Source organism: Hufsiella arboris (assembly GCF_009834875.1).
In the GTDB taxonomy this organism is placed as follows: Bacteria; Bacteroidota; Bacteroidia; order Sphingobacteriales; family Sphingobacteriaceae; genus Hufsiella_A; species Hufsiella_A arboris.
The window spans coordinates 1-23,334 of sequence record NZ_WVHT01000007.1; the positions used below are offsets into that span (position 1 = coordinate 1).

Genomic DNA, 23,334 nt, shown 5'->3' on the forward strand with positions numbered 1-23,334 from the left:
AAACGACAATCGCTGATCAGAAAGACACTGGCAGCTGGGACTAATCAATCAAAATCAAAAGAGATACAACAAATGAAAAAGATAGCATTCGCATTAATAGCCATCATCGGCTTAGGATTCACAGCCTGCAAGAAAGACGAAACAGCCACACCATCTGCCAAAGTAAAAACGACAATCGCTGATCAGAAAGACACTGGCAGCTGGGACTAATCAATCAAAATCAAAAGAGATACAACAAATGAAAAAGATAGCATTCGCATTAATAGCCATCATCGGTTTAGGGTTCACAGCCTGCAAGAAAGATGAAACAGCCACACCATCGGCCAAAGTAAAAACGACAATCGCTGATCAGAAAGACACTGGCAGCTGGGACTAATCAATCAAAATCAAAACAGATACAACAAATGAAAAAGATAGCATTCGCATTAATAGCCATCATCGGTTTAGGATTCACAGCTTGCAAGAAAGACGAAACAGCCACGCCATCGGCCAAAGTAAAAACGACAATCGCTGATCAGAAAGACACTGGCAGCTGGGACTAATCCAGTGATTCGTATTAGCTCAGCTATTTATCGGTCTAAATTAAATTGCTTACTCTCGCTCTTAAAGTAAACGCCATAACCTGATTTAAAGAATAACTTATTTTTCCACTATCGTTTGTATGATCATCCATTGTCATACATAGAGCTTATATTTGCTCAAAACGATATAATGGAAGAAATCAAAAAATACATTGAGGATAACAAACAGCGTTTTTTAGACGAATTGTTTGAATTACTGCGCTTTCCATCTGTTAGCGCTGATCCAAAATATAAATCTGACGTTCTCAAAACAGCAGATTACGTAGCTCAAAAATTAAAAGATGCCGGTGCTGACAGCGTAGAGGTTTGTCAAACTGCGGGTTATCCAATAGTTTTTGGAGAAAAAATTATTGATCCCAGTCTTCCGACTGTTTTGGTTTACGGTCATTATGATGTACAACCAGCCGACCCGCTGGAGCTATGGAAAACTCCGCCGTTCGAACCTACTATTCGCGACGGTAAAATTTATGCCCGCGGTGCATGTGACGACAAAGGGCAGTTCTACATGCATGTAAAAGCTTTCGAGTTAATGTCGCAAACCGGTACACTCACTTGTAATATCAAATTCATGATAGAAGGGGAAGAAGAAGTGGGTTCTGCGAATCTTGGAATTTTCGTAAAGGAAAACGCCGAAAAATTGAAAGCGGATATTGTTCTTATATCCGATACGTCCATGATCAGCATGGAAAATCCATCTATCGAAACCGGCCTGCGCGGACTTGCTTATATGGAAGTCGAAGTAACGGGCCCAAACAGAGACTTGCACTCGGGTGTTTATGGAGGTGCAGTAGCAAATCCGGCCACCATCTTGTGCAAAATGATCGCATCTCTTCACGATGAAAATAATCACGTAACTATTCCAGGTTTTTACGACAAGGTTTTAGAGCTCAGTGATGAAGAAAAAACAGCATTAAATTCTGCACCGTATGATGAGGAAGAGTATAAAGCTGACCTTTCAATCGACGAAGTCTGGGGCGAAAAAGGTTACTCGACTACTGAACGCACAGGAACAAGGCCAACTTTAGAAGTAAACGGCATATGGAGCGGTTATACCGGCGAAGGCGCAAAGACGGTACTTCCGAGCAAAGCGAATGCAAAAATTTCGATGCGTTTGGTCCCAAATCAAAGTTCAGAAGAAATTTCAGCAATGTTTACAAAGCATTTTGAAAGTATCGCGCCAAAATATGTGAAGGTTAAAGTAACCGCACATCATGGCGGCGAACCTGTTGTAACTCCTACTGATAGCATTGCCTACCAGGCGGCAGAGAAAGCCATTGAAGAGTCATTCGGAAAAAAAGCAATTCCAACACGAGGCGGCGGAAGCATTCCGATTGTTGCCTTGTTCGAGGATGTTTTAGGAATTAAATCCGTTTTGTTAGGATTTGGACTTGATAGCGACGCTTTGCATTCACCCAATGAAAAATACGACCTATATAATTATTACAAGGGAATCGAGACGCTCCCATTGTTTCATAAGTATTTCGCAGAATTAAGTAAATAAAACTTACCAAAGGCTTATTGGGAGCTGCCTTGCAGTACCTATAAGCCTTTTTTTATATGGCTCCAGCTCCAAGAAAACGAAAACCTGTCAAAAAGAAAAAGACGATTCCACTTCAGTTAAAATTTGCCGGAATAGTCGTTGCACTCATACTACTTTCTCCTCTCTATTATGGTTACATCTTAAAATCGTTTAGCTCAGCATGGCAATGGGTTTCGGATATAGGAGAGGATACGGACTATCGAACCTATGAAAGCTATGGAATTAAAATTCCAAAAAAATATACGGTTCATGGAATTGATGTTTCCTATTACCAGGGAAAAATAAACTGGAAAGAGGTAAGCAGAATGAATGACGATGGCGTAAAGATCAGTTTTGCGTTTATAAAGGCAACTGAAGGATTAACCAGGGTAGACAGATACTTTTCCCGGAACTGGCGGGAAGCTCCTAAAGTGGGCATTGTGTGCGGCGCTTATCATTATTTCAGGCCAAGAAAGGACGGAAAGGCACAGGCAAAGTTTTTTTTACAAGTCGTAAATGCCGAAGACGGGGACTTGCCTCCCGTTGTTGACATAGAAGAGTTGGATGATTCAACTCCGGAAAAGATGCGGGGCGAACTTGCGGAGTTCCTTGATTACGTGGAAGTGAGAAGTCGTCAAAAGCCAATTATCTATACTGGTTTAAAATTTTATCAGGATTACCTGGAAGGCTACTTTGATGGATACCCACTGTGGATTGCTCATTATTACAAATCAAAACTCGGTATATCCGTTAACAGCAACTGGCTGTTCTGGCAACATTCGGACAAAGCCAAAGTCAATGGCATTAACCATCCGGTTGATTTTAATGTATATCGGATGGACAGCACGGCATTCAGGCAATATTTAATCCGGTAATCAGATCACCCATTTTTTGCATTTATCAAGAAACGTATTATCAGCATCGGCGGCGATTCCGGGCAAGTCATCTATTGAAAGCTTATATCCATTAAATTTAACACCGCCAACGCAGGGGTCTTCAAGATGTCCGAGCATGCAGGTATCCATATCGTGAAATCTGAGTTCGGGGCTTGCATAGGCGAAATGTAACTTGGCGCTTAAAGCTATGCGGCTCTCAAGCATGCCGCCAATCATGCAGGGGATATTACCTTTCCGTGCTGTGTTATAAATTTTTATAGCCTCATGAATGCCGCCAGACTTCGAAAATTTTATGTTGATATAGTCACATGAATCAGTGTCGATTAATCTTTCCGCGTCCTTATGAGAATAACAACTTTCATCAGCCATAATTTTAACTGGTGTTTTTTTTCGTAAATCTGGCAAAAAGCGATCGTGATAAGCTCTCATGGGCTGTTCGCAAAACTCAATATTAAGTTTTTCAAGTCCTTGTAGAGCGATAACTGCTTCGTCAAAACTCCAGCCCTGGTTAGCATCCACACGAATTGAAATATTTTCCGGTATCGATTCTCTTATTCGTTCAATCCGTTTAATATCGTCGAATGGATTTTTACCAAGCTTAACCTTCAGAATCATTGCGGTTTGCGAGACAAATTCGACAGCCTTAGAAGCCATTTCTTCCGGCGATCCTAAGCCAACGGTTATATCAGTGGTAATCTCTTTTTTTGCGCCATTCAGGAATTTGTACAGAGGTAGGCCGGCGTTTTTAGCAGCCAGGTCGTACAAGGCCATGTCAAACGCACTTTTGATTGTCGTATTGCCAGCAACGAATAAATTCAGCTCGTTAAGACGCTCGTCAATCTCCAATGCGTTTCTTCCCTTCCATAGCATTGCGAAATCTTTGGCTAATGCAAGGCAGGTATCCTGGGTTTCTCCTACAATCATCGGAAAAGCAGAGCATTCACCCACACCGTAAAGTCCCTGGTCTGTATATATCCTGATAAAAACGTTTTGGGCACTGCTCATAGTGCCGGTAGCTATGGCAAAAGGAACCATCGGGATGCTGAAGCGATAGATTTCGGTTTTAGTTATAATCATGGAATTAGCGGGTAATAAACTTGTTTTTCAAATCTCAATTATAAAAAACATTTCTCCATCCGGCGACTTAACTTTACAGGAAATAATTTTTATGCCGAATAGTCTGATCAATGAAACATCTCCGTATCTCCTCCAGCATGCCAATAATCCGGTTGATTGGTTCCCATGGGGGCCTGAAGCTCTTTCAAAAGCGCAGAAAGAAAACAAACTGATTTTAGTTAGTGTGGGATATTCCGCCTGTCACTGGTGTCACGTGATGGAGCATGAAAGCTTTGAAAATGAGCAAGTGGCTGAAATAATGAACGAGCATTTTGTATGTATAAAGGTGGACAGGGAAGAGCGGCCGGACATCGATCAGATATATATGAATGCCGTGCAATTAATGACAGGCCAGGGTGGATGGCCGATGAATTGTTTTTGCCTGCCGGATCAGCGGCCAATTTATGGCGGAACTTATTTCCGTAAAGGCGATTGGATGAACCTTTTACAAAACCTTGCCGCTTTTTGGACCGAAAAACCAGATGAAGCTGTCGAATATGCGGTCCGGCTTACAGAAGGAATAAAACAAGGCGATAAGATAAAGTTCAATGAATCGGAAGATGAATTTGACATTGACGATCTCAGGGAAATTTATGAGCCGTGGAAAAGATATTTCGATCCGATAGAAGGTGGCTACAATCGCGCTCCCAAATTTCCGTTGCCAAATAACTGGCAGTTTATGCTTCGTTATTCACATTTAATGAAAGATTCATCTGCTGAGATCATCACCAAAATAACGCTGGAAAAAATTGCGCTCGGTGGCATTTACGATCATATTGGTGGCGGATTTGCTCGTTACTCAGTAGATGATAGATGGCATGTTCCTCATTTTGAAAAAATGCTGTATGACAATGCCCAGTTAGTTAGCTTATACAGCGAGGCATATCAGGCCTGGAAAACTCCGCTTTACAAGGATATAGTTTATGAAACACTTAACTGGATTGAACGGGAAATGATGTCTGACGAAGGGGGCTTCTATTCTGCTTTGGATGCAGACAGCGAAGGCGTTGAAGGAAAGTTCTATACTTTCGAAAAAAATGAACTTGTTCAATTGCTGGGCGATGCTGAGCCGCTATTTAGTAAATTTTATCATGTTATGAATGACGGTAATTGGCATGAAGAAAAAACGAACGTGCTTTTCAGGGATGAAACGGAATTAAACGAGATTGAACTGACTACACTGAAACAAGCGCGGGATAAAGTTTTTGCCTACCGTGATCAGCGCATTAAGCCAGGGCTCGACAATAAAATTTTAACGTCGTGGAATGGGATGATGTTAAAGGGTTTTGCTGATGCCTATCGTGTTTTTGATGATCATCGTTTTTTGGAGATTGCAAAACGGAATGTGGAGTTCATAACCGGTAATCTTCTGTCGGCAGATGGAGCTTTGCTGAGAATGTATAAAAGCGCTCAAAAAGGATTTCTTGACGATTATGCTTTTGTAATTGACGGTCTTATCGGTTTGTATGAATGTACTTTTGACGAGAACTGGATCCTACAAGCGAAAGCGCTTTTAGAGTACTCCTTATTGCATTTCAGCGATGATGAAAGTCAAATGTTGTTCTTTACTTCAAATACTGCTGAAGAGTTAATCGCGCGCAAATTTGAGCTTACCGATAACGTTATACCGGCATCAAATTCGGTAATGGCAATAAACCTGTTTAAATTGGGGCACTTCTTCGATAATGAATCGTACATCGAACGATCTTTGCAAATGCTTAGAAATATAAAGCCTGAAATAAAAAAGTATGGTTCGGGTTATTCTAACTGGGCAACTTTATTGCTTTATCATGTGTTTGGAATTTATGAAGTTGCCATAACGGGCACTGATTATGAGACAAAGCGTAAGGAATTAGAAAATAATTACGTCCCTAATAAAATAATTCTTGGAGGTTCAACCGGAACATTACCTTTGCTGAATGATAAGTGGTTGGGCGAAACAAAAATATTTGTCTGCAAAAACAGAACCTGCAAAATGCCCGTTACTAATACACAGGATGCACTTAATCAACTAATTAATCAATCAGAAAATTAATAATTATGACTATAGAACCAAATAGCGTTGTAGCGCTTACTTATGATTTATACACCACAGACAATGGTGAAGAAACTTTTGTAGAGCAGGCAAACAACGAAAACCCACTTGTTTTTTTATACGGTGTGGGAATGATGCTTCCAAAATTTGAGGAAAATTTAAATGGCTTGAAAGCAGGCGATACGTATGATTTTGAATTGCCGGCTGTCGATGCTTATGGCGAAAAAGACGAAAACGCAGTTGCTCAGCTTCCGATTGATATGTTTAAAGATGCAGAACTTCCGGTGGTCGACTCAATTTTGCCGTTACAGGATAACCAGGGAAATCAATTCAGAGCAAGAGTGACCAACGTGGATGAAAAGGCAATTTCGGTAGATCTCAATCACCCGATGGCTGGACAAAACCTCCACTTTAAAGGCGAAATCTTAAATGTTCGCCCGGCAACTGAAGATGAACTGTCTCACGGCCATGCTCATGGCGTTGACGGTCATAGCGGGCATTAATAATTCAAATAACTAACTGTCGGCTGATTATAAATCTGCCGGCAGTTTCAACAAATCTTCAGGAGTGTCGATAGCGACAGTTTCGATACTTGTCAAGGCAGTTTTAATCTTGTAGCCATTTTCTATCCATCTAAGCTGTTCAAGCGCTTCAGCTTTTTCAAGCGATGATACGGGCAAATTTGTTAAAGCTACCAAGGTATCCTTCCGATAACCATATATGCCGATGTGCTTAAAATACTTGTGGTGATTCAGCCAATCGCCTTCGGGTTGGTTTCGTTGGTAAGGCACAGGGGTACGGCTGAAATAAATCGCTTCATTTAAGACGTTGATCAGTACTTTCGGCGAGTTGGCATTAAACAATTCGTCTGTTGAGCGAATCTCCTTAATTAACGTGGCAATGCTTATGTCATCGGAAGCAAAGCAGGAGCAAAGCAGATCAATTTGTCTCGGATCAATATAGGGTTCATCCCCCTGGATATTCACCGCTACATCAAATCCAATAATCTTCTGCATTACTTCAGCACAGCGGTCCGTTCCGCTTTCGTGTTTTTCAGAAGTCAGCAATCCTTTTCCGCCAAACGCCAGTACATGGGAAAGTATGCGTTCATCATCGGTAGCAACAATAACGTCATCCAGCTTTTCACTTTTCTTCGCCTGCTCATAAACACGCCGGATCATGGACTTACCATGAATGTCAACCAGCGGCTTGCCCGGGAAACGGGTAGACGCAAATCTAGCGGGAATGATGCCTAAAATTTTCATATCAAGCTATTAAAACAGCCCGTGCAATTCACCTTCAATTCTGTTGATGATAAAGCCGAGATCTTCTGGATTTTTAGTAAAATCCAGCTTGTCCTTGTCAAGTATTAATAGCCGGCCTTCCTTATAACCATCAATCCATTTCTGGTATTTTTCATTCAGCTTAGAGAGGTAATCCAGCCGGATGCCAGCCTCATACTCACGGCCCCGACGCTGAATATTGTTTACAAGCGTTGGCACCGAGGCTTTAAGATAAATGAGTAAATCCGGAGGCTTAATAAACGAAGTTATATTGTCAAAAATAGCCCGGTAATTATCGTAATCACGGGAGGTCATCAATCCCATTTCGTGTAGATTTTCCGCGAAAATATAAGCGTCCTCATAAATTGTGCGGTCCTGAACGATGTCCTTTTTTTGCTTTTGTATTTCTGTAATTTGCTGGAAGCGGCTATTTAAAAAATAGATCTGCAAATTAAAGCTCCAGCGTTTCATGTCACTGTAAAAATCTTCCAGGTACGGGTTATTGTCAACGGCTTCAAATTGGGGTTCCCACCCCATATGTTTGGCTAATAATTCAGTAAGCGTAGTTTTACCTGCGCCGATATTACCTACTATGGCTATGTGCATCTGATAAAGTTAAACGTCAAAAGATAAAAGTCAAAAAATGAGCTGAATTAAAATTTTTTGAACCCGATAATCTCCCGTACTTCGTTAATTGTTTTAGCTGCGCTGGCGCGGGCTTTCTCTGCACCATATGCCGATACTTCCTTTAAATAGCTGGTGTTTGCAGCAATTTCTTCGATGCGGTTACGTACCGGTTCGGTTGCGATGGTCATGTCTTCTGCGAGTTGTTTTTTTAGATCACCATACCGGATCTGGCAATTATTGTATGACTCGTCAAAGTATTTATACGTTTCGTCGTTTGATACAACCTTCAGCAGATCAAACAAGTTTTGTATTTCATCCGGCTTGGCCATATTCGGTTCGGTTGGCCCGCTGTCAGTTACCGCGCGCATTACTTTCTTACGAATTACTTCCGGGCTATCGGACAAGTAGACAGCATTTCCCTCGCCCTCTGATTTTCCCATTTTTCCTTTTCCGTCAAGTCCGGGAATCTTTACCAGCTTTTCAGTAAAATTAAATGCGTAAGGTTCCGGGAAGTATTCGTTATTATAAAGCCTGTTAAAGCGGTTTCCGAATGTTCGCGCCATTTCAAGATGCTGTTCCTGATCTTTACCTACAGGTACTTTGGTAGCTTTGTGAATTAATATATCTGCGGCCATTAATACGGGATAAGTTAACAAGCCGGCGTTCACATTGTCAGGGTTTGCGCGAACTTTATCTTTAAAAGATGTGCTTCTTTCCAGTTCGCCCATATAGGCATTCATATTGAGGAAAAGATAAAGTTCCGGAATCTGAGGCAAATCGGATTGCACATAAATGGTCGATCTCTCGGGATCGATTCCGGCGGCTAAATACTCAACAAGAACTTGCTTAACGCTGCCGTGAAGGTTCTCAGGCGTTGGATGGGTAGTTAACGAATGGTAATCTGCAATAAAAAAGAAGCAATTATATTCATCCTGCATTTTCAGGAAGTTTTTGATTGCGCCGTAATAGTTACCTAAATGAAGTTTTCCGGTACTTCTTATACCACTTACTACTGTTTCCATACTTCGGCGAAAGTAAGGATTTTTTCTATTTTTGATGTGACGGAAAAGACTTGAAAAGCTATTTCGCTTATGTTACCTTAGTGATTTGACGAAGCTTACAGATATTAAATGATTCATTTTTTCAGGAAGATTCACCGTTATTTTTACTTAGGCGCAGTGTGCTTTTTTTTTGGGTTGCTATTTCCTTTTCTATATTACTTTTCCAGAAAACCATCGCGATACAAGTTTTTAAACCACGTCAGGTACCTGTTAGGACTTTCGAGTTCTGCAGCAGCCGGCATTTTTTATTTCATAAATTATGAAGAGCAAATAGATTGGAACAGGCCTTATATCATCTGTCCGAATCACACATCGAATCTTGACATTACAGCGATGAGCATTTCGGTTAAGACAAATTTTGCATTCATGGGTAAGGATGAATTATTGGATAATTTTGTGACCCGCCTTTTTTTTAAAACGATCGACATTCCGGTTAACCGCGATAGTAAGATTTCGTCCTTCCGGGCGTTTAAACGAGCCCAGGATTATTTAAAATCCGGGGTTAGTGTTATTATTTTTCCGGAAGGTAAAATCCCTGATGATTTTCCGCCGACATTACATTCATTTAAGAACGGAGCTTTTCGTCTGGCCATCGAACTGAAAATTCCCATAATTCCGGTAACGATCAAAGATTCATGGAAAAAAATGTGGGACGACGGAGCAAAATATGGAAGTAGGGCAGGAATTTGCCATATTTGTATCCATAGGCCTGTAGATACCAAAGATATTGAGCTTGCCGACGCCGACTTACTTCGTGACAGAGTGTTCGGAATTATAAAAACAGAACTGGACAATGAAGCTTGATAATGATACAATAGATCGCATTGCACATTTATCGCGATTAGAGGTAAGCGAAAACGATAAACCTGCTCTAATAAAGGATATGGAAAATATCCTGAGCTTTATGGAGAAATTGAACGAACTGGACACATCGAGTGTTGAGCCGTTGATTTATATGACTGAAGCCGTGAACGTGGTAAGAGACGATGTGGTTAAACGCGATATCACGGTTTCCGAAGCATTGAAAAATGCTCCGGATCATGATGAAAAGTATTTCAAGGTTGCTAAAGTCATCGTTAAATAAACAATCACGAAAACCTCTGTAACAAGCACGCGCTAATAACCGTCTAAAAAGAAAAAAATGGCTGAACAACCGCTTATTACAATCAAAGACATCGGGCGTAAGTATGTTATTGGTTCGGAAACTATTCACGCACTTAAATCCGTTAGCCTGGATATCAATAAAGGCGAATTTGTTGCCTTGATGGGCCCGTCCGGATCAGGCAAATCTACACTTATGAATATTCTGGGCTGCCTGGATACGCCAACAAAAGGTGAATATATTCTAAATGGCATCCGCGTAAGCGATATGACAGATAATGAGCTCGCCGAAGTTCGAAATAAAGAGATAGGTTTTGTTTTTCAGACATTTAATCTTCTTCCGCGATCATCATCGTTAGACAATGTTGCCTTGCCGCTTGTTTACTCAGGGATAGGAAAAAAAGACAGAGACGAGCGTGCACAAAAAGCGCTGGAAAATGTAGGTCTCGGTAACCGGGTTGATCACAAACCCAACGAACTATCTGGCGGACAGCGGCAGCGTGTTGCGGTTGCACGTGCGTTGATAAATAATCCATCAATTATCCTCGCAGATGAGCCGACCGGAAACCTGGACACTAAGACATCTGTAGAGATCATGGGTTTACTTGAAGAAATTCACTCAAAAGGTAACACGATCATCCTGGTAACTCACGAAGAAGATATCGCGCAACATGCTCATCGGATCGTGCGTATGCGCGACGGCCTGATTGAAAACGATTACCAAAATGTGGAAGTTAAATCAGTGTCTCCCCGCCTCACTCAAATGAAGGAAAAGGGTATCGACTTTGAGGAAATTAAGTGACAAAATTGAAACTTTTCCTGTTCAATATCACTTATTTAAGTAAATTTTCGGCATGAAGATTTACACGAAAACGGGTGATAACGGCTATACGTCGTTGATTGGCGGAGTAAGGGTTGCTAAGCATCATTTACGTATAGAGACTTACGGAACAGTTGACGAGTTGAATTCATACATTGGATTAATTGCCGACCAGCAGTTGAGTAATCACCATAAATCTTCTTTAAAAGAGATACAGGACAGGCTTTTTACTATTGGCGCTTCGTTAGCGTCCGATCCTGAAAAGTCAAAAATGATTATACCTGATCTGTTGGAAGCCGACGTTCTTTTTTTGGAAAAGGAGATCGATCAGATGAACGAGGTACTGCCAGCCTTAACGCATTTTATTCTTCCCGGCGGAAATACAACAATTTCATATTGTCACATTGCCCGCTGTGTTTGCAGAAGAGCAGAGAGGCTTGCTGTTAATCTTTCAGAGGAAAGCTTTGTCGAACCATTAATAGTTATCTACCTGAACAGGCTCAGCGATTTCTTATTTGTAATGGCACGGAAGCTTGGTTTTGACTTGGGAATTGCCGAAAATAAATGGATACCAAGAGTTTGAACAAGCTATTGAAAAATATTTTATAATCTTATTTTTTTTATTATACTTTTGCCCAAAATTAAATTCTATAAACAATGTACTGGACACTAGAATTAGCATCACATCTGGAAGACGCACCCTGGCCCGCAACTAAAGACGAATTAATCGATTATGCTATCAGATCAGGTGCACCTGTTGAAGTAATAGAAAATCTGCAGGCTTTAGAGGACGACGGAGAACCGTATGAAAATATAGAGGAAATATGGCCTGATTACCCTACAAAAGACGACTTCTTTTTTAACGAAGACGAATATTAAAAGCCCTGAAAATGGGCTTTTCTTGTTTAAAACGTTGATTCTAAATCTTTTCGGGAAATTTTTTATTTTCTCACAAACTTTTGCCCGATAATTGATATTTATAGATTGATTAATTGAAATAACTATCAAACTAAAAAACAAAAACTATGGGCAATTTACTTTATGTAATCGCTGTTATCCTGATCATCATCTGGATCTTCGGAGCATTTATTACTCCTTTCGGAGGTAATATCATCCACGTACTTCTTGTAATAGCAATTATTGCTATCTTATTAAGAGTTATACGGGGAGCGGCCTAGCAGAGGTTAAACAAAATAAAAAAAGCCGGCGAAGAGCCGGTTTTTTTATGCTCTGACCTTTCTTGTTTTTAAAATAGCATGCGCCATTTCAAGATCCTCCGGATAGGTGATTTTGATGTTTTGGTTATCACCTTCGATCAATTCAATTCGATGGCCTGCTTTTTCTACTACAGAAGCATCGTCGGTGAATAACTCATCATACGGCTGTTTATAAGCGTCCGATAAAATATTAGACCTGAAAACTTGCGGCGTTTGAACAAGATAGATTTGTTCGCGATCGAGTGCTTTAGATAAGCCATTAACTAATTGCCGCACAGAATCTTTACTTTTTACTGCTGTAACGGCCGTTCCTTTTTTTAAAGCCGTATCATAAGCCTTTGTAATAATTTCAGTCGAGATAAGCGGTCGTACCGCATCATGAATGGCGATAATGCCGTCTCCAACGATTTTCTCGAGAGCAGATTTAACTGAATCAAATCTGGTTTTTCCGCCATTTGCAAGTTGATGAGGTATTTTGAATTCATATTGTTCACATAGCGCTGTCCAATAGACATGTGACGTTCCAGGTAAGACAAGGATTATTTCGGGCTTAAACGACGATTCATAGAAGGCTTGCATAGTATGCATCGCAATCGGTTTGCCATCCAACAGCATAAATTGTTTTGGTACATCGGAGTTCATCCTGTTGCCCGATCCACCTGCTACGATGATCGCGTAGTAATTCTCGTCTTTTATCTGTAACTGGGACATATTTTTCGGTGGTCAATATAAAAAAAAGAGATGCAGGAATTAACCTGCATCTCTTGTCAATATACTTTTGTTTTATTTAGATAATCAACATGGCGTCGCCATAGCTATAAAAGCGATATTTTTCCTTAATGGCTACTTCATAGGCATTCATAATATGTTCATACCCGCCAAATGCACTTACCATCATCAACAAAGTTGACTCAGGTGTGTGAAAATTAGTAACCATACTATTAGCAATGCTGAAATCGTACGGTGGGAAAATAAACTTGCTCGTCCAGTCGTTTGCTGCTTTCAATGTCCGTCCCGCAGACACTGCAGATTCAATTGCACGCATGCTTGTTGTTCCAACAGCACAAACCCGGCGTTTATTCTCAATACCTCTGTTTACAATATCAGCATCTTTTTGTTCAATAATGAATTGCTCCGAATCCATTTTATGTTTTGTCAGATCTTCTACTTCAACCTGGCGGAACGTACCAAGGCCAACGTGTAATGTTACTTCTGCAAATTCAATTCCTTTTAATTCAAGGCGTTTCAATAGCTCGCGGCTAAAATGTAGTCCCGCAGTTGGAGCGGCTACTGCACCTTCCTTTTTAGCGAAGATTGTTTGATAACGCTCTTTGTCTTCAGCAGTGGCTTTACGTTTAATATATTTAGGAAGCGGAGTTTCGCCTAAAATTTCAATATTTCTTCTGAACTCTTCATCTGTCCCGTCAAATAAGAAACGAATTGTTCTTCCGCGGGATGTCGTATTGTCAACAACCTCGGCAACCAGCAGATCGTCCTCGCCGAAATATAGTTTATTTCCAACCCTGATTTTACGCGCAGGATCAACCAATACGTCCCATAAGCGCAATTCATTATTTAGTTCACGCAACAAGAAAACCTCGATTGTAGCACCGGTTTTTTCCTTATTACCATACATACGGGCAGGAAAAACCTTCGTGTTATTTAAAATCATCACGTCATGCTCATCAAAATACTCCAGCAGATCTTTAAAAATTCTATGCTCGATAGCGCCGGTTTTACGGTCCAGTACCATCAATCGGGCCTCATCACGTGTTGATGCAGGCGAATGGGCAATTAAAGAGTCGGGTAAATCGAATTTAAACTGCGATAATTTCATAAAATGGTCAATAAATTAGGGCGCAAATTTAGAAAATAAATCAGTAAATATTTACCTTTAATCTCCTGTGATTGTTTGCGTTTGGTAATAATAATGTTTGAATTAAGCTTTACTGGCTTAAATAATGTCGTGGCCTATTGCGCAATCGCGGTTTCGGTGGTCGATTGTAAAAATAAATGATTACTTTTCGTGTAACGTTTATATCCAGTAATAGTCTTAACGTATATGATTTTTCTAAAGCTCTTTGCGGAAAGTTTTGTATTTGCTTTTTCGGCACTTCGTGAAAATAAACTACGAACCTTTCTTTCATTGCTGGGAATTACAATTGGCATTATGACCATTATTGGCGTGTTTTCAGCCGTTGACACGCTAAGAAATAACTTACAAAGCAGCGTTGATAAGTTGGGAAGTAATACTATTTACATCCAAAAATGGCCCTGGCAGTTCGGGGGTGATTATCCCTGGTGGAAATATATGAACCGGCCTGAGCCTAAAATCAGGGATTTTGAGAAATTGCAAGACCGTGTAGAAGGAGCTGATGGCGTTGCGTTTGAAATCGGTATTGGGGACAGGCTGATCAAATATAAAAGCAATAGTGTTGAAGGCGCTCAGTTAGCGGCTGCTTCTAACGATTATTACAAAACCAGAATATTCAACTTTCAGGATGGCCGTTATTTCACAGATGGAGAGTCGCGTGCCGGAAGCCCGGTTACAATTATTGGTTCGTCTATAGCAGATGGCTTATTTCCTAACGAAAACGGTATCGGGAAAATAATAAACGTTCTTGGAAGAAAGGTAACGGTGGTAGGTATTTTCGAAAGGGAAGGCGAAGACATGCTGGGCGTATCGAACGACAAAACTATTTTATTGCCGTTAAATTTTGCTAAGAATGTTATTGATGTGGAAGATGAACGTTACGGTCCGCAAATTACCGTGAAAGGTAAAGACGGAGTTACAGTAACAGAATTGGAAAGTGAGTTAAGAGGACTCATGCGATCTATTCATCGAATTTCACCCTCTAAGGAAGATGATTTTGCCCTGAATAAATCTACTATTTTGACTGCCGGCCTAGATCAGATGTTCACAGTGGTGAACTTTGCCGGATTATTTATTGGAGGATTTTCTGTATTGGTGGGAGGCTTTGGCATCGCGAATATTATGTTTGTTTCTGTAAAAGAACGAACCAATTTAATTGGTATTCAGAAATCACTGGGCGCCAAAAATTATTTTATTCTTCTTCAATTCCTGTTTGAATCTGTGCTGCTTTGTATTATCGGCGGTTTAATAGGACTTGGAATTGTCTACCTGCTTGCATTTATCACCAAAGCTGCAGCTGATCTGAACATCGTTGTTGACTCTGGAAAGGTTATCATGATGTTTGCAATATCAACCACGATCGGGATTATTTCCGGGATAATCCCGGCATTTATGGCGTCACGATTGGACCCGGTAGAGGCGATAAGAAGCAAATAATAAAAAAGCGGATCTTGTTGACCCGCTTTGTTGATTTATTTAAAGCTTTTCAGCTTCCTGCAAAAGTTTTTCCTTATTAATAGGAACCACACCTATATGCTCACAAACTAAGCCACCGGCAAGGTTTGCAACTGCTGCTGTAGTAAAATCGTCGAGGCCAGCGGCAAGACATAAAGTGGCGGTTGCTATTACTGTATCGCCTGCACCGGAAACATCAGCAATATTGCGGATGTGAGCTGGTATCACTCTGTGGTCATTACCGGTGTTCATGTAAACTCCCAGTTCTGACAAAGTAACCATTACTTTGCTACAGCCAAGTTTGCTTTGCAACAAGGCTACAGTCGCGTCAAGCTCTTCCTTTTTATGAGGATCTACCTCGACCTTTAGGCCTTCACGAAGTTCCTTAAGGTTTGGTTTGAACAGCGTTACTTTATGATAATCAAGAAAATTACGCTTCTTGGGATCAACTACCGTAATAATTTCTTTTTGTTCAGCCAACTCGACAACCTGGTTAATTAAAGAGGGCGAGATAACCCCTTTGTCATAATCCTCAAAAATAATGGCATCAATTTTCTGACTGGAAATAAGCCCGGCGATTTTTTTTACCAATTGTGATGTGGATGGCTCATCAAGATTTACATCTGTTTCCGAATCGATCCGTACTATTTGCTGGTTATGGCCGATCACCCTGGTTTTAACCGTGGTAGGACGATTCGGAAAACGAATGATACCATCCGTGGAAAGCTGCTGGTTAACCATCACCTCCAGGAAATCCTCGCCATCCTTATCTTCGCCGATAGCGGCACAGATAACAGGCGTGGCTCCGAGTGCTTGTATGTTAAGAGCCACGTTAGCTGCACCACCCAGCCGGTTTTCGCGCTTGTAGATATGCACGACAGGCACAGGAGCTTCGGGAGATATCCGGTCGACTTTACCCCAAAGGTAACTGTCCACCATCACATCGCCGATTATTAATACAGTAAGGTCATTAAACCGCTGGAACAGGTCTTTCATTCAATTGAGATAAGCCGGCTTTAATGCGTTTACATGCTTCTATCAATTTTTCATCTGCAGCGGCATACGAGATACGGATTGACTTAGGGTCGCCGAAAGCATCACCGCTTACCACTGCGACATGGCTTGTATTAAGCAGGTAAAGAGCCAGTTCATCCGCATTTGCGATAGTCTGGCCATCAGCCGTTGTTTTTCCGAAAAAAGAACTTACATCAGGGAAGAAATAGAATGCGCCGTCAGGCAAGTTTACTTTCAGGCCATCAATGTCTTTCAGCAATCCGTAAACAAGGTCGCGGCGGCGAAGAAATACTTCTTTCATTTCGCGAACAGATTCCAGGCCGCCTTCATAGGCTGCAACTCCAGCACGTTGTGTTATCGAGCATGTTCCTGAAGTGATCTGGCTTTGCAGTTTATCGCAGGCAGCGGCGATTTCTTTATTACTCGCTGAATATCCAAGTCTCCAGCCTGTCATTGCATAGGCTTTTGAAAGTCCGTTTATAATAATCACACGATCTTTAACGCTTTCAAATTCCGCAATGGAAACGTGGCGGTCAAGGAAATTTATATGTTCGTATATTTCGTCTGAAATGATAAAAATATCAGGGTGCTTTTCCAAAACTTTAACCAGCGCCGCAAGTTCGTCATAGCTGTAAACATACCCGGTTGGATTGTTAGGCGACGAAAACATAAATACTTTTGATTTTGGCGTTATGGCCGCTTCGAGCTCCTCAGGCGTGATTTTAAAGTCACTTTCAATCGTAGCGTCGATAAATACCGATTCGCCTTCAGCCAGCTTAACCAATTCCGAATACGATACCCAATAAGGGGTTGGAATGATCACCTCATCTCCAGGATTAATAAGGCACATCAGGGCGTTTGCCAGCGATTGCTTAGCTCCGGTAGAAACAACGATCTGGTCGAAACCATAATCAAGGCCGTTTTCATTTTTCAGCTTTGCAGCGATAGCCTTACGCAGTTCCGGATAACCGGCTACCGGCGTATAATAGGAGTAATTCTGATCAATAGCTTCCTTCGCAGCCTGTTTGACATGCTGAGGCGTGAAAAAGTCAGTTTCGCCGAGGCTAAGGCTGATTACATCAACACCTTTTGCCGCCAATTCTCTGCCCAGTTTCGCCATTTTTATGGTAGCTGACTCGGCCAGATTGTTAATTCTGTCAGATAAAATTGCCATGATTGTTTATAAAAAGGCAAATATAAAAACCTAGGCCATAAATCGATTATTAATTAATGGAATATATCTTCGGCCCGGTTTGTCCAGCTTTTAATGAAATCGTAGTTTTGCAGGCTAACTCCGGGCATGCAAAAAAAACTGATTTTACTTTCCTTGATAATTGGAGCGGTGCTGATGCTCGGAAAATTCGGGGCTTTCCTGATCACATCTTCCAACGCTATTTTAACCGACGCAGCAGAAAGCATTGTCAATGTACTTGCGAGTAGTTTTGCATTTTACAGCGTATACCTTGCGGCAAAACCAAAGGATGTGAATCACCCTTACGGCCACGGGAAGGTTGAATTCTTCTCCATGTTTGTGGAAGGTATCCTGATTATTATCGCCGGCCTGCTTATTTCGTTAAAATCCGTCTATAATCTTTTCTATCCTCACGCTGTTAAAGACCTGTTCGATGGTATTATGATTGTAGCCGCTACCGGGCTGGTTAACTTTCTGCTGGGGCATTACCTGATCGCTCAAAGCAAAAAACTAAATTCCATTACTCTTTATGCGGAAGGGAAACATCTGAAAGTCGATTCTTATTCAAGTGCAGGACTGGTTTGCGGATTGGTGCTTATATATTTTACTGGTATCGTCTATCTTGATAGTGTTTTATCGATCGTCCTCGGACTTTATATTATTTTTAGCGGCTACCGGCTGGTGCGTCGTTCGGTTGGCGGATTGATGGACGAATCGGATGTTGAAACAATAAAAAAAGTTGTTGAGATATTAAATAATAACCGTCATGATGCCTGGATCGATATTCATAACCTGCGGACCCAGATTTACGGTAACGAACTTCATATCGACTGCCATGTAACGCTTCCGTATTATTTTGATCTTAACCATGTCCATGAGGAAATATCGCAGATCGATTCCTTAGTCAATCAAAAAGGTATTGGGCGGACAGAATTTTTTATCCATCCGGATCCTTGTCTTCCGAAGTGCTGCCACTATTGCAGAATGAAAGACTGCCCGGTTCGGAGTGAGGAGAAAAGAATCGACATCACATGGACTATGGAAAATGTAACACGCAACCATAAACACTTTGAATAGCTATGTATCCATTTAATGTGCGAGTCTACGGTTTACTGATTAATGAATCCGATGAAATTCTAATCAGCGATGAAGAAGAGTTTGGCGTTAGATTTACAAAATTTCCGGGAGGCGGCCTCGAATTTGGTGAAGGACTTATCGAAGGTTTGAAACGGGAATTTGTTGAGGAATGTAATCTCGCGATAGAAGTTGCCGAGCATTTTTATACCACCGATTTCTTTATAAAATCAGCTTTTAATGAAAGCCAGGTAATCAGCGTGTACTATCTTGTTAAGCCGTTGTCGGCAATCGATTTGAACTTTAAGCAGGAGCTTTTTGATTTTGACATGGAAGGAGATATAAAACAAGCTTTCCGGTGGAAGGCGGTCTCGGAAATCCAGGTTGAGGATGTTACGTTTCCTACCGACCAGCGTGTAGTTGAATTATTAAAATTACGATGGATAAAAGCCTGATTGAACGCGACAGGGCCGTAATTTGGCATCCTTATACACAAATGAAAACAGCGCTTCCGGTTGTTCCGATTATACGCGGCGAAGGTGCTTATCTTTTTGATGAAGACGGGAAAAGATACATAGATGCTGTGTCATCCTGGTGGGTTACACTGCACGGCCATTCACATCCGTATATCGCGCAAAAAATTGCTGAGCAGCTTACAACGCTGGAGCATGTGATCTTTGCAGGATTTACACATCCGGTAGCTATTGAACTTGCTGAAAAACTATTGCAAATTTTGCCAGCCGATCAGTCAAAAGTATTTTATTCTGATAACGGCTCCACTGCCGTTGAAGTGGCCTTGAAAATGTGTTTGCAATACTGGAGCAACCAGGGACAAACAAAGACCAAAATAATAGCGTTTAAAAATTCTTATCACGGCGATACATTCGGTGCTATGGCGGTAAGCGCCCGCAGCGCCTTTACAGAGCCTTTTGAAAAATTATTGTTCGAGGTTGAGTATATCGACACGCCAAATGCGGAGAATATTTCGTCACTCAAATCGCAGATCCTTGGTTTGCAGGATGTAGCTGCTTTTATTTTTGAGCCGCTTGTACAGGGTTCAGGCGGGATGCTGATGTATGAGGCTGAGTACCTCGACGAGCTGCTGCTATTTTGTAAAGAGAACGGTATTCTTACCATCGCGGATGAAGTGATGACCGGATTCGGCCGGACCGGAAAATTATTCGCGTCTGATTATCTCGTAAATAAGGCCGACATATTCTGCTTGTCGAAAGGGCTTACAGGAGGAACAATGGCGCTCGGAGTTACAACGGCTACCGGGCAAATATTTGATGCATTTTTATCTGATGACAGGCTTAAAACGCTCTTTCACGGTCATTCGTTCACTGCTAACCCGATTGCATGTACTGCTGCATTAGCCAGCCTAGAATTGACGCTTAAAGCGGAAACAAGCGATAATATGAATCGCATTAAACAATCGCATAACCATTTTTTAGAACGGATTAAATCGCATCCAAAATTAAAAGCTGTAAGGCAGACAGGAACGATTATCGCATTTGAATGGAATACAGGCGAAACCACATCTTATTTTAGCGATCTTCGTGATAAGCTTTATACGTTTTTCTTAGATAACGGGATTATCCTCCGGCCGCTTGGAAACATCATTTATATTTTGCCGCCATTTTGTATCAGCAACGACGATCTGAACTACATTTACAGCAAAATTGAAGAGGCGCTCGATAAATTTTAACCAGCTGGTTTACTTAGATACTATTATGGAATTGAAAGATCTTTTTAGCAAACTCATAAGCAACAACGAAACACACGCCAGGTTATTGAACACTTTATCGCTGATGGAAAATACCGGCGCGCGCAAAATATCGGCCTGTGAACACAAAACGGACGTCACGCTTATCATCCTTAAACACGCGGCCGAAGAACATCGTCATGCTTATTATCTTAAAAAGCAGATTTCGAAATTAGACGGAGGATTTTGTCCCACGTATAGCGATGAATATCTATTATCTCCGCATCACAGCAGATTTTATCTCAATAAATTGGATGTGGATGTTTGCCGCTACCTGAAAAACGAGCTCGGACTGTCAGGACAGGAATTGCGTTTTGCAGCTTATTTACTTGTGACCTACGCAATAGAGGTACGTGCGGATGAACTTTATCCATACTACCAGGAAGCGCTTGATGAAGCCGGTAGCAAAGTAAATGTGAAATCAATTATCCTGGAAGAAGAGGGACACCTGGAGGAGATGATTCATCAATTGAAAAACTTTTCAGCCGATTGGGAAACTCACGCTCAAAAAGCTGTTCAACTTGAGTTGGATTTATTTAAGGATTGGATCGCCGCATTGAATAACGAACATCAGCTTGTTTAAACTAACTGTTTCTTGAGGCAATAAAGTTTGTTCAAGCTTCCTCAAAAGATATTCTTGCCTCCGCGAAGTTCTTTTTCGCATCCGGAGAGTTTGTTTTTGCTTCCGCTAAACCTAAACTCCTAACCGCCAATCCTAAACTTGCAACCACCAAAATATTTCTTCCTTCCGTCAAACTAACTCTGGCTAAATGAACTGGCGTTTTATCTTAATAATCCAGGTATTCCTGGAAAACTTTCTGCATAAACGCTTTGCCTGTTTGTACTATCTGATCGTCGATGGTGGGACTAATCTGCCTGTTTTTTACAAACGAAACTCTCTTGCCAACATTGTCAAAGGATATAGTTTGTGTTGCAGTTGCGAAGCCGAAACCATTGTCCCAGTTGTAAAAGGCAAATTCCGGAGTTTGCGGATTGAGGAGATCCTTGCTCCAGTTAAAAGTCTTAGCGCTTAAGTTTAACTGGTTTAACAGCGTAGCTGCTATATCAACCTGGCTGCCAACTTTCATAATTTCTGTTCCCTGGTATTCGGGTTTTACGGCGCCCCCTAAAATTAAAAGAGGAATATGAAAACGGTGCGGGTCGTCGATGTCATACCTGCTTTGTGGTAAACGATGACCATGGTCTGCGACAATAACAAATACCGTGTTTTTATACCAGGGTTTTTGTTCAGCTTTACGAAAATAGTCGCCAAGGCACGAGTCAGAGTAAAAAGAAGTGCTCATGAACTTGTCTTCATTTGTAGTTCCCTTAAACTTTGATTTGCCCGGCAGCTCAAATGGCTCATGATTAGTTAACGTTAAAAGCGTCGAAAAAAATGGCTGCTTGGGATCGTTGCCCAGGTCGGCAAGCTGCCGGTTATAGACAACATGGTCAAAAGCTCCCCATTTCGAGTTCATATCTTTTGCGCTGAAATGGTTTTTATCAACCAGCTGCTGAAATCCATGACTTAATATGTACGATTTGAAATTGAAAAACTGGCTCTCCCCACCATAGAAAAATGATGTATGATAGCCATTCTCCAGCAGCATTTTAGAAATTGCAGGTAATTTCTCCTGTTTACTGTTTTGGTGAATAACGCTTCTGATTGCCTGTGAGGGAAATGCGCTTAATACGGCAACAAGGCCTTTGTCTGTACGGTCGCCGGCAGCATAAATATTTTTGAAGTAAACACCTTTTTTTGTAAGCTTCTCAAATTCCGGTGAGATATTTTGATCACCGTCAAGGCTGTTCACAACCCCGGCTGTAAAGCTTTCCATAACTATAAACACAATATTGGGCCGCTCGGTCGTCAGTATCTTTGGAGGAGAGCCGGGAGGCATTGTATAAGTGTTTCTAATTAGCTGATCCGCCATTGCCGGTTGCAGGTAATTATATGGGTTTTTGTTTCCATACTTATTACTTAAAATATCCTTCATGAAAGTCCATTCGGTATTTATTGCGGCATGGTTCAGAAATGTGTTCGACGAATAATACGCCATGCTTTCATTCATCGGAGCAACGTCCGTGCCGCCCCTGATCGCTAAAAATGTCAATCCTATAAAAAGCAGGCCCGATAAAACTCCTTTAACGAAGCTGATGCGCGGCGGCAGTTTATACGAAATGATCACTTTTTGTAAAAGAAAACCGGCAGCGATCAGTAAAAAAAATACAAGGAATGATGAAATAATAGGGGAGGATGCACTGGAGGCGATTGCTTCATTTGGCGAATTAACAGCGAAATCAAGCGCGCGAAAGTTTATTTTCGTTCCCCACTCGCGGTAGATGTTAAGGTTAACAATAGTTATAAACGAGAAAAGTACGATCAGGATTTTAGTGAACGCCCGGAAAACTTTTGGAGACACATTTACGTCTGGAACAATCCATGTAAAAAGATAAAGTAGCAATGGAAGCGATGAAATATATCCAACCATGGATGCGTCCATCCAAAGCCCGTATAAAAAAGCCTTTAAAATCTCCGGAAGGCTTTCGACGCTAACTTTCTCCCGGAAATAAAGGATGAAAATTAACCGGTCGATACAAAAGAAAGCCAGCCAAAACAGGAAAAAACGTATTAAAACGAAAAGGCTTTTTAACATGGGCCAAACTTAAAAAAATCGGTCCTTGTTAAAAAGCCTTTAAGCAAT

The 23,334-nt window shown here is 41.2% G+C and carries 27 protein-coding genes; 18 read left to right on the top strand and 9 right to left on the bottom strand.

Going from position 1 to position 23,334, the window contains the following annotated elements; all coding sequences use genetic code 11:
- From GS399_RS14505 to GS399_RS14525, 5 genes are all read left to right on the top strand, one after another.
- On the top strand, positions 1–210 hold a 210-nt coding region (locus tag GS399_RS14505), incomplete at its 5' end, for a hypothetical protein (RefSeq protein ID WP_237487956.1).
- A gap of 28 nt (positions 211–238) precedes the next feature.
- A complete protein-coding gene (locus GS399_RS14510) occupies positions 239–376 on the top strand; it encodes a hypothetical protein (RefSeq protein WP_160845374.1) in 138 nt (45 codons plus the stop codon).
- A 28-nt stretch (positions 377–404) separates the two neighbouring features.
- Entirely contained in the window at positions 405–542 is a 138-nt protein-coding gene (locus GS399_RS14515) for a hypothetical protein (protein WP_160845374.1), read from the top strand.
- A 169-nt stretch (positions 543–711) separates the two neighbouring features.
- Complete coding sequence (locus tag GS399_RS14520; RefSeq protein ID WP_160845375.1) at positions 712–2,082, top strand: dipeptidase; 1,371 nt, start codon at positions 712–714, stop codon at positions 2,080–2,082.
- Positions 2,083–2,138: 56 nt separating this feature from the next.
- The gene (locus GS399_RS14525; RefSeq protein WP_160845376.1) at positions 2,139–2,975 is read left to right on the top strand and encodes a glycoside hydrolase family 25 protein; all 837 of its coding nucleotides are present in this window, start codon (positions 2,139–2,141) and stop codon (positions 2,973–2,975) included.
- Here GS399_RS14525 and GS399_RS14530 read toward each other — a convergent pair whose 3' ends face one another.
- Complete coding sequence (locus GS399_RS14530) at positions 2,976–4,073, bottom strand: mandelate racemase/muconate lactonizing enzyme family protein (protein WP_160845377.1); 1,098 nt, start codon at positions 4,071–4,073, stop codon at positions 2,976–2,978. It lies immediately after the preceding gene.
- A 91-nt stretch (positions 4,074–4,164) separates the two neighbouring features.
- Between GS399_RS14530 and GS399_RS14535 the strand changes: the two genes are divergently transcribed.
- Together GS399_RS14535 and GS399_RS14540 are read left to right on the top strand one after the other, a co-directional pair.
- Complete coding sequence (locus GS399_RS14535) at positions 4,165–6,147, top strand: thioredoxin domain-containing protein (protein WP_160845615.1); 1,983 nt, start codon at positions 4,165–4,167, stop codon at positions 6,145–6,147.
- Between the two features lie 5 nt (positions 6,148–6,152).
- Positions 6,153–6,650 carry an FKBP-type peptidyl-prolyl cis-trans isomerase gene (locus GS399_RS14540; protein WP_160845378.1) on the top strand — a complete coding sequence of 166 codons (498 nt, stop codon included), beginning with the start codon at positions 6,153–6,155 and terminating at the stop codon, positions 6,648–6,650.
- Positions 6,651–6,677: 27 nt separating this feature from the next.
- Here the strand turns inward: GS399_RS14540 and kdsB are convergent, their stop codons facing one another.
- From kdsB to trpS, 3 genes are read right to left on the bottom strand one after another with little or no spacing between them, the layout of a single operon-like run.
- Entirely contained in the window at positions 6,678–7,412 is a 735-nt protein-coding gene (gene kdsB, locus GS399_RS14545; protein ID WP_160845379.1) for a 3-deoxy-manno-octulosonate cytidylyltransferase, read from the bottom strand.
- 9 nt (positions 7,413–7,421) lie between these two features.
- Positions 7,422–8,036 (bottom strand): deoxynucleoside kinase, encoded by a 615-nt coding sequence (locus GS399_RS14550; protein WP_160845380.1) that lies wholly within the window; start codon positions 8,034–8,036, stop codon positions 7,422–7,424.
- Between the two features lie 47 nt (positions 8,037–8,083).
- Positions 8,084–9,079, bottom strand: coding sequence for a tryptophan--tRNA ligase (gene trpS, locus GS399_RS14555; RefSeq protein WP_160845381.1), 996 nt, complete (start codon positions 9,077–9,079; stop codon positions 8,084–8,086).
- 108 nt (positions 9,080–9,187) lie between these two features.
- Here trpS and GS399_RS14560 point away from each other — a divergent pair, with 108 nt between their 5' ends.
- The 6 genes from GS399_RS14560 (at position 9,188) to GS399_RS14585 (ending at position 12,217) form a co-directional block, all read left to right on the top strand.
- The gene (locus GS399_RS14560) at positions 9,188–9,922 is read left to right on the top strand and encodes a lysophospholipid acyltransferase family protein (RefSeq protein WP_160845382.1); all 735 of its coding nucleotides are present in this window, start codon (positions 9,188–9,190) and stop codon (positions 9,920–9,922) included.
- A complete protein-coding gene (gene gatC / locus GS399_RS14565) occupies positions 9,912–10,202 on the top strand; it encodes an Asp-tRNA(Asn)/Glu-tRNA(Gln) amidotransferase subunit GatC (protein WP_160845383.1) in 291 nt (96 codons plus the stop codon). The genes GS399_RS14560 and gatC overlap by 11 nt, the downstream gene beginning before the upstream one ends.
- A gap of 57 nt (positions 10,203–10,259) precedes the next feature.
- Positions 10,260–11,021 (top strand): ABC transporter ATP-binding protein, encoded by a 762-nt coding sequence (locus GS399_RS14570; protein WP_160845384.1) that lies wholly within the window; start codon positions 10,260–10,262, stop codon positions 11,019–11,021.
- Positions 11,022–11,073: 52 nt separating this feature from the next.
- Entirely contained in the window at positions 11,074–11,622 is a 549-nt protein-coding gene (locus GS399_RS14575; protein WP_160845385.1) for a cob(I)yrinic acid a,c-diamide adenosyltransferase, read from the top strand.
- Positions 11,623–11,696: 74 nt separating this feature from the next.
- Entirely contained in the window at positions 11,697–11,918 is a 222-nt protein-coding gene (locus tag GS399_RS14580) for a DUF2795 domain-containing protein (protein WP_002996718.1), read from the top strand.
- Positions 11,919–12,064: 146 nt separating this feature from the next.
- Entirely contained in the window at positions 12,065–12,217 is a 153-nt protein-coding gene (locus tag GS399_RS14585) for a lmo0937 family membrane protein (RefSeq protein WP_160845386.1), read from the top strand.
- A gap of 45 nt (positions 12,218–12,262) precedes the next feature.
- On the opposite strand, the gene GS399_RS14590 is transcribed toward GS399_RS14585, so the two are convergent.
- Together GS399_RS14590 and queA are read right to left on the bottom strand one after the other, a co-directional pair.
- A complete protein-coding gene (locus GS399_RS14590) occupies positions 12,263–12,967 on the bottom strand; it encodes a 2-C-methyl-D-erythritol 4-phosphate cytidylyltransferase (RefSeq protein WP_160845387.1) in 705 nt (234 codons plus the stop codon).
- 76 nt (positions 12,968–13,043) lie between these two features.
- Entirely contained in the window at positions 13,044–14,093 is a 1,050-nt protein-coding gene (queA, locus tag GS399_RS14595; protein ID WP_160845388.1) for a tRNA preQ1(34) S-adenosylmethionine ribosyltransferase-isomerase QueA, read from the bottom strand.
- Between the two features lie 225 nt (positions 14,094–14,318).
- Here queA and GS399_RS14600 point away from each other — a divergent pair, with 225 nt between their 5' ends.
- On the top strand, positions 14,319–15,566 hold the full coding sequence (locus GS399_RS14600; protein ID WP_160845389.1) for an ABC transporter permease: 1,248 nt from the start codon (positions 14,319–14,321) through the stop codon (positions 15,564–15,566).
- A 39-nt stretch (positions 15,567–15,605) separates the two neighbouring features.
- Here the strand turns inward: GS399_RS14600 and GS399_RS14605 are convergent, their stop codons facing one another.
- On the bottom strand, positions 15,606–16,580 hold the full coding sequence (locus tag GS399_RS14605; protein ID WP_160845390.1) for a bifunctional heptose 7-phosphate kinase/heptose 1-phosphate adenyltransferase: 975 nt from the start codon (positions 16,578–16,580) through the stop codon (positions 15,606–15,608).
- Positions 16,555–17,772 carry a pyridoxal phosphate-dependent aminotransferase gene (locus tag GS399_RS14610; RefSeq protein ID WP_202409473.1) on the bottom strand — a complete coding sequence of 406 codons (1,218 nt, stop codon included), beginning with the start codon at positions 17,770–17,772 and terminating at the stop codon, positions 16,555–16,557. The genes GS399_RS14605 and GS399_RS14610 overlap by 26 nt, the downstream gene beginning before the upstream one ends.
- A gap of 126 nt (positions 17,773–17,898) precedes the next feature.
- On the opposite strand from GS399_RS14610, the gene GS399_RS14615 reads away from it, so the two are divergent.
- The 4 genes from GS399_RS14615 to GS399_RS14630 are packed head-to-tail and all read left to right on the top strand — an operon-like array spanning position 17,899 to position 21,212.
- Positions 17,899–18,867 (top strand): cation diffusion facilitator family transporter, encoded by a 969-nt coding sequence (locus tag GS399_RS14615; protein ID WP_160845391.1) that lies wholly within the window; start codon positions 17,899–17,901, stop codon positions 18,865–18,867.
- A 2-nt stretch (positions 18,868–18,869) separates the two neighbouring features.
- Positions 18,870–19,319, top strand: coding sequence for an NUDIX domain-containing protein (locus tag GS399_RS14620; protein WP_160845392.1), 450 nt, complete (start codon positions 18,870–18,872; stop codon positions 19,317–19,319).
- Positions 19,304–20,572: an adenosylmethionine--8-amino-7-oxononanoate transaminase gene (bioA, locus tag GS399_RS14625; RefSeq protein ID WP_160845393.1), complete on the top strand. Its 1,269-nt coding sequence runs from the start codon at positions 19,304–19,306 to the stop codon at positions 20,570–20,572. Before GS399_RS14620 ends, bioA begins: the two co-directional genes overlap by 16 nt.
- A 25-nt stretch (positions 20,573–20,597) precedes the next feature.
- Positions 20,598–21,212, top strand: coding sequence for a hypothetical protein (locus GS399_RS14630; protein WP_160845394.1), 615 nt, complete (start codon positions 20,598–20,600; stop codon positions 21,210–21,212).
- A gap of 205 nt (positions 21,213–21,417) precedes the next feature.
- Here GS399_RS14630 and GS399_RS14635 read toward each other — a convergent pair whose 3' ends face one another.
- Entirely contained in the window at positions 21,418–23,286 is a 1,869-nt protein-coding gene (locus GS399_RS14635; RefSeq protein WP_160845395.1) for an LTA synthase family protein, read from the bottom strand.
- Positions 23,287–23,334: the final 48 nt, after the last annotated feature.

Coding starts and splice junctions, on each gene's coding strand:
- GS399_RS14620 (WP_160845392.1), top strand. CDS start 18,870: ATGTATCCATTTAATGTGCGAGTCTACGGTTTACTGATTAATGAATCC.
- GS399_RS14520 (WP_160845375.1), top strand. CDS start 712: ATGGAAGAAATCAAAAAATACATTGAGGATAACAAACAGCGTTTTTTA.
- bioA (WP_160845393.1), top strand. CDS start 19,304: ATGGATAAAAGCCTGATTGAACGCGACAGGGCCGTAATTTGGCATCCT.
- GS399_RS14575 (WP_160845385.1), top strand. CDS start 11,074: ATGAAGATTTACACGAAAACGGGTGATAACGGCTATACGTCGTTGATT.
- GS399_RS14530 (WP_160845377.1), bottom strand. CDS start 4,073: ATGATTATAACTAAAACCGAAATCTATCGCTTCAGCATCCCGATGGTT.
- GS399_RS14540 (WP_160845378.1), top strand. CDS start 6,153: ATGACTATAGAACCAAATAGCGTTGTAGCGCTTACTTATGATTTATAC.
- gatC (WP_160845383.1), top strand. CDS start 9,912: ATGAAGCTTGATAATGATACAATAGATCGCATTGCACATTTATCGCGA.
- kdsB (WP_160845379.1), bottom strand. CDS start 7,412: ATGAAAATTTTAGGCATCATTCCCGCTAGATTTGCGTCTACCCGTTTC.
- GS399_RS14515 (WP_160845374.1), top strand. CDS start 405: ATGAAAAAGATAGCATTCGCATTAATAGCCATCATCGGTTTAGGATTC.
- GS399_RS14560 (WP_160845382.1), top strand. CDS start 9,188: ATGATTCATTTTTTCAGGAAGATTCACCGTTATTTTTACTTAGGCGCA.
- GS399_RS14605 (WP_160845390.1), bottom strand. CDS start 16,580: ATGAAAGACCTGTTCCAGCGGTTTAATGACCTTACTGTATTAATAATC.
- GS399_RS14615 (WP_160845391.1), top strand. CDS start 17,899: ATGCAAAAAAAACTGATTTTACTTTCCTTGATAATTGGAGCGGTGCTG.
- GS399_RS14570 (WP_160845384.1), top strand. CDS start 10,260: ATGGCTGAACAACCGCTTATTACAATCAAAGACATCGGGCGTAAGTAT.
- GS399_RS14600 (WP_160845389.1), top strand. CDS start 14,319: ATGATTTTTCTAAAGCTCTTTGCGGAAAGTTTTGTATTTGCTTTTTCG.
- queA (WP_160845388.1), bottom strand. CDS start 14,093: ATGAAATTATCGCAGTTTAAATTCGATTTACCCGACTCTTTAATTGCC.
- GS399_RS14580 (WP_002996718.1), top strand. CDS start 11,697: ATGTACTGGACACTAGAATTAGCATCACATCTGGAAGACGCACCCTGG.
- GS399_RS14635 (WP_160845395.1), bottom strand. CDS start 23,286: ATGTTAAAAAGCCTTTTCGTTTTAATACGTTTTTTCCTGTTTTGGCTG.
- GS399_RS14585 (WP_160845386.1), top strand. CDS start 12,065: ATGGGCAATTTACTTTATGTAATCGCTGTTATCCTGATCATCATCTGG.
- GS399_RS14525 (WP_160845376.1), top strand. CDS start 2,139: ATGGCTCCAGCTCCAAGAAAACGAAAACCTGTCAAAAAGAAAAAGACG.
- GS399_RS14550 (WP_160845380.1), bottom strand. CDS start 8,036: ATGCACATAGCCATAGTAGGTAATATCGGCGCAGGTAAAACTACGCTT.
- GS399_RS14535 (WP_160845615.1), top strand. CDS start 4,165: ATGCCGAATAGTCTGATCAATGAAACATCTCCGTATCTCCTCCAGCAT.
- GS399_RS14590 (WP_160845387.1), bottom strand. CDS start 12,967: ATGTCCCAGTTACAGATAAAAGACGAGAATTACTACGCGATCATCGTA.
- GS399_RS14630 (WP_160845394.1), top strand. CDS start 20,598: ATGGAATTGAAAGATCTTTTTAGCAAACTCATAAGCAACAACGAAACA.
- GS399_RS14510 (WP_160845374.1), top strand. CDS start 239: ATGAAAAAGATAGCATTCGCATTAATAGCCATCATCGGTTTAGGGTTC.
- trpS (WP_160845381.1), bottom strand. CDS start 9,079: ATGGAAACAGTAGTAAGTGGTATAAGAAGTACCGGAAAACTTCATTTA.
- GS399_RS14610 (WP_202409473.1), bottom strand. CDS start 17,772: ATGGCAATTTTATCTGACAGAATTAACAATCTGGCCGAGTCAGCTACC.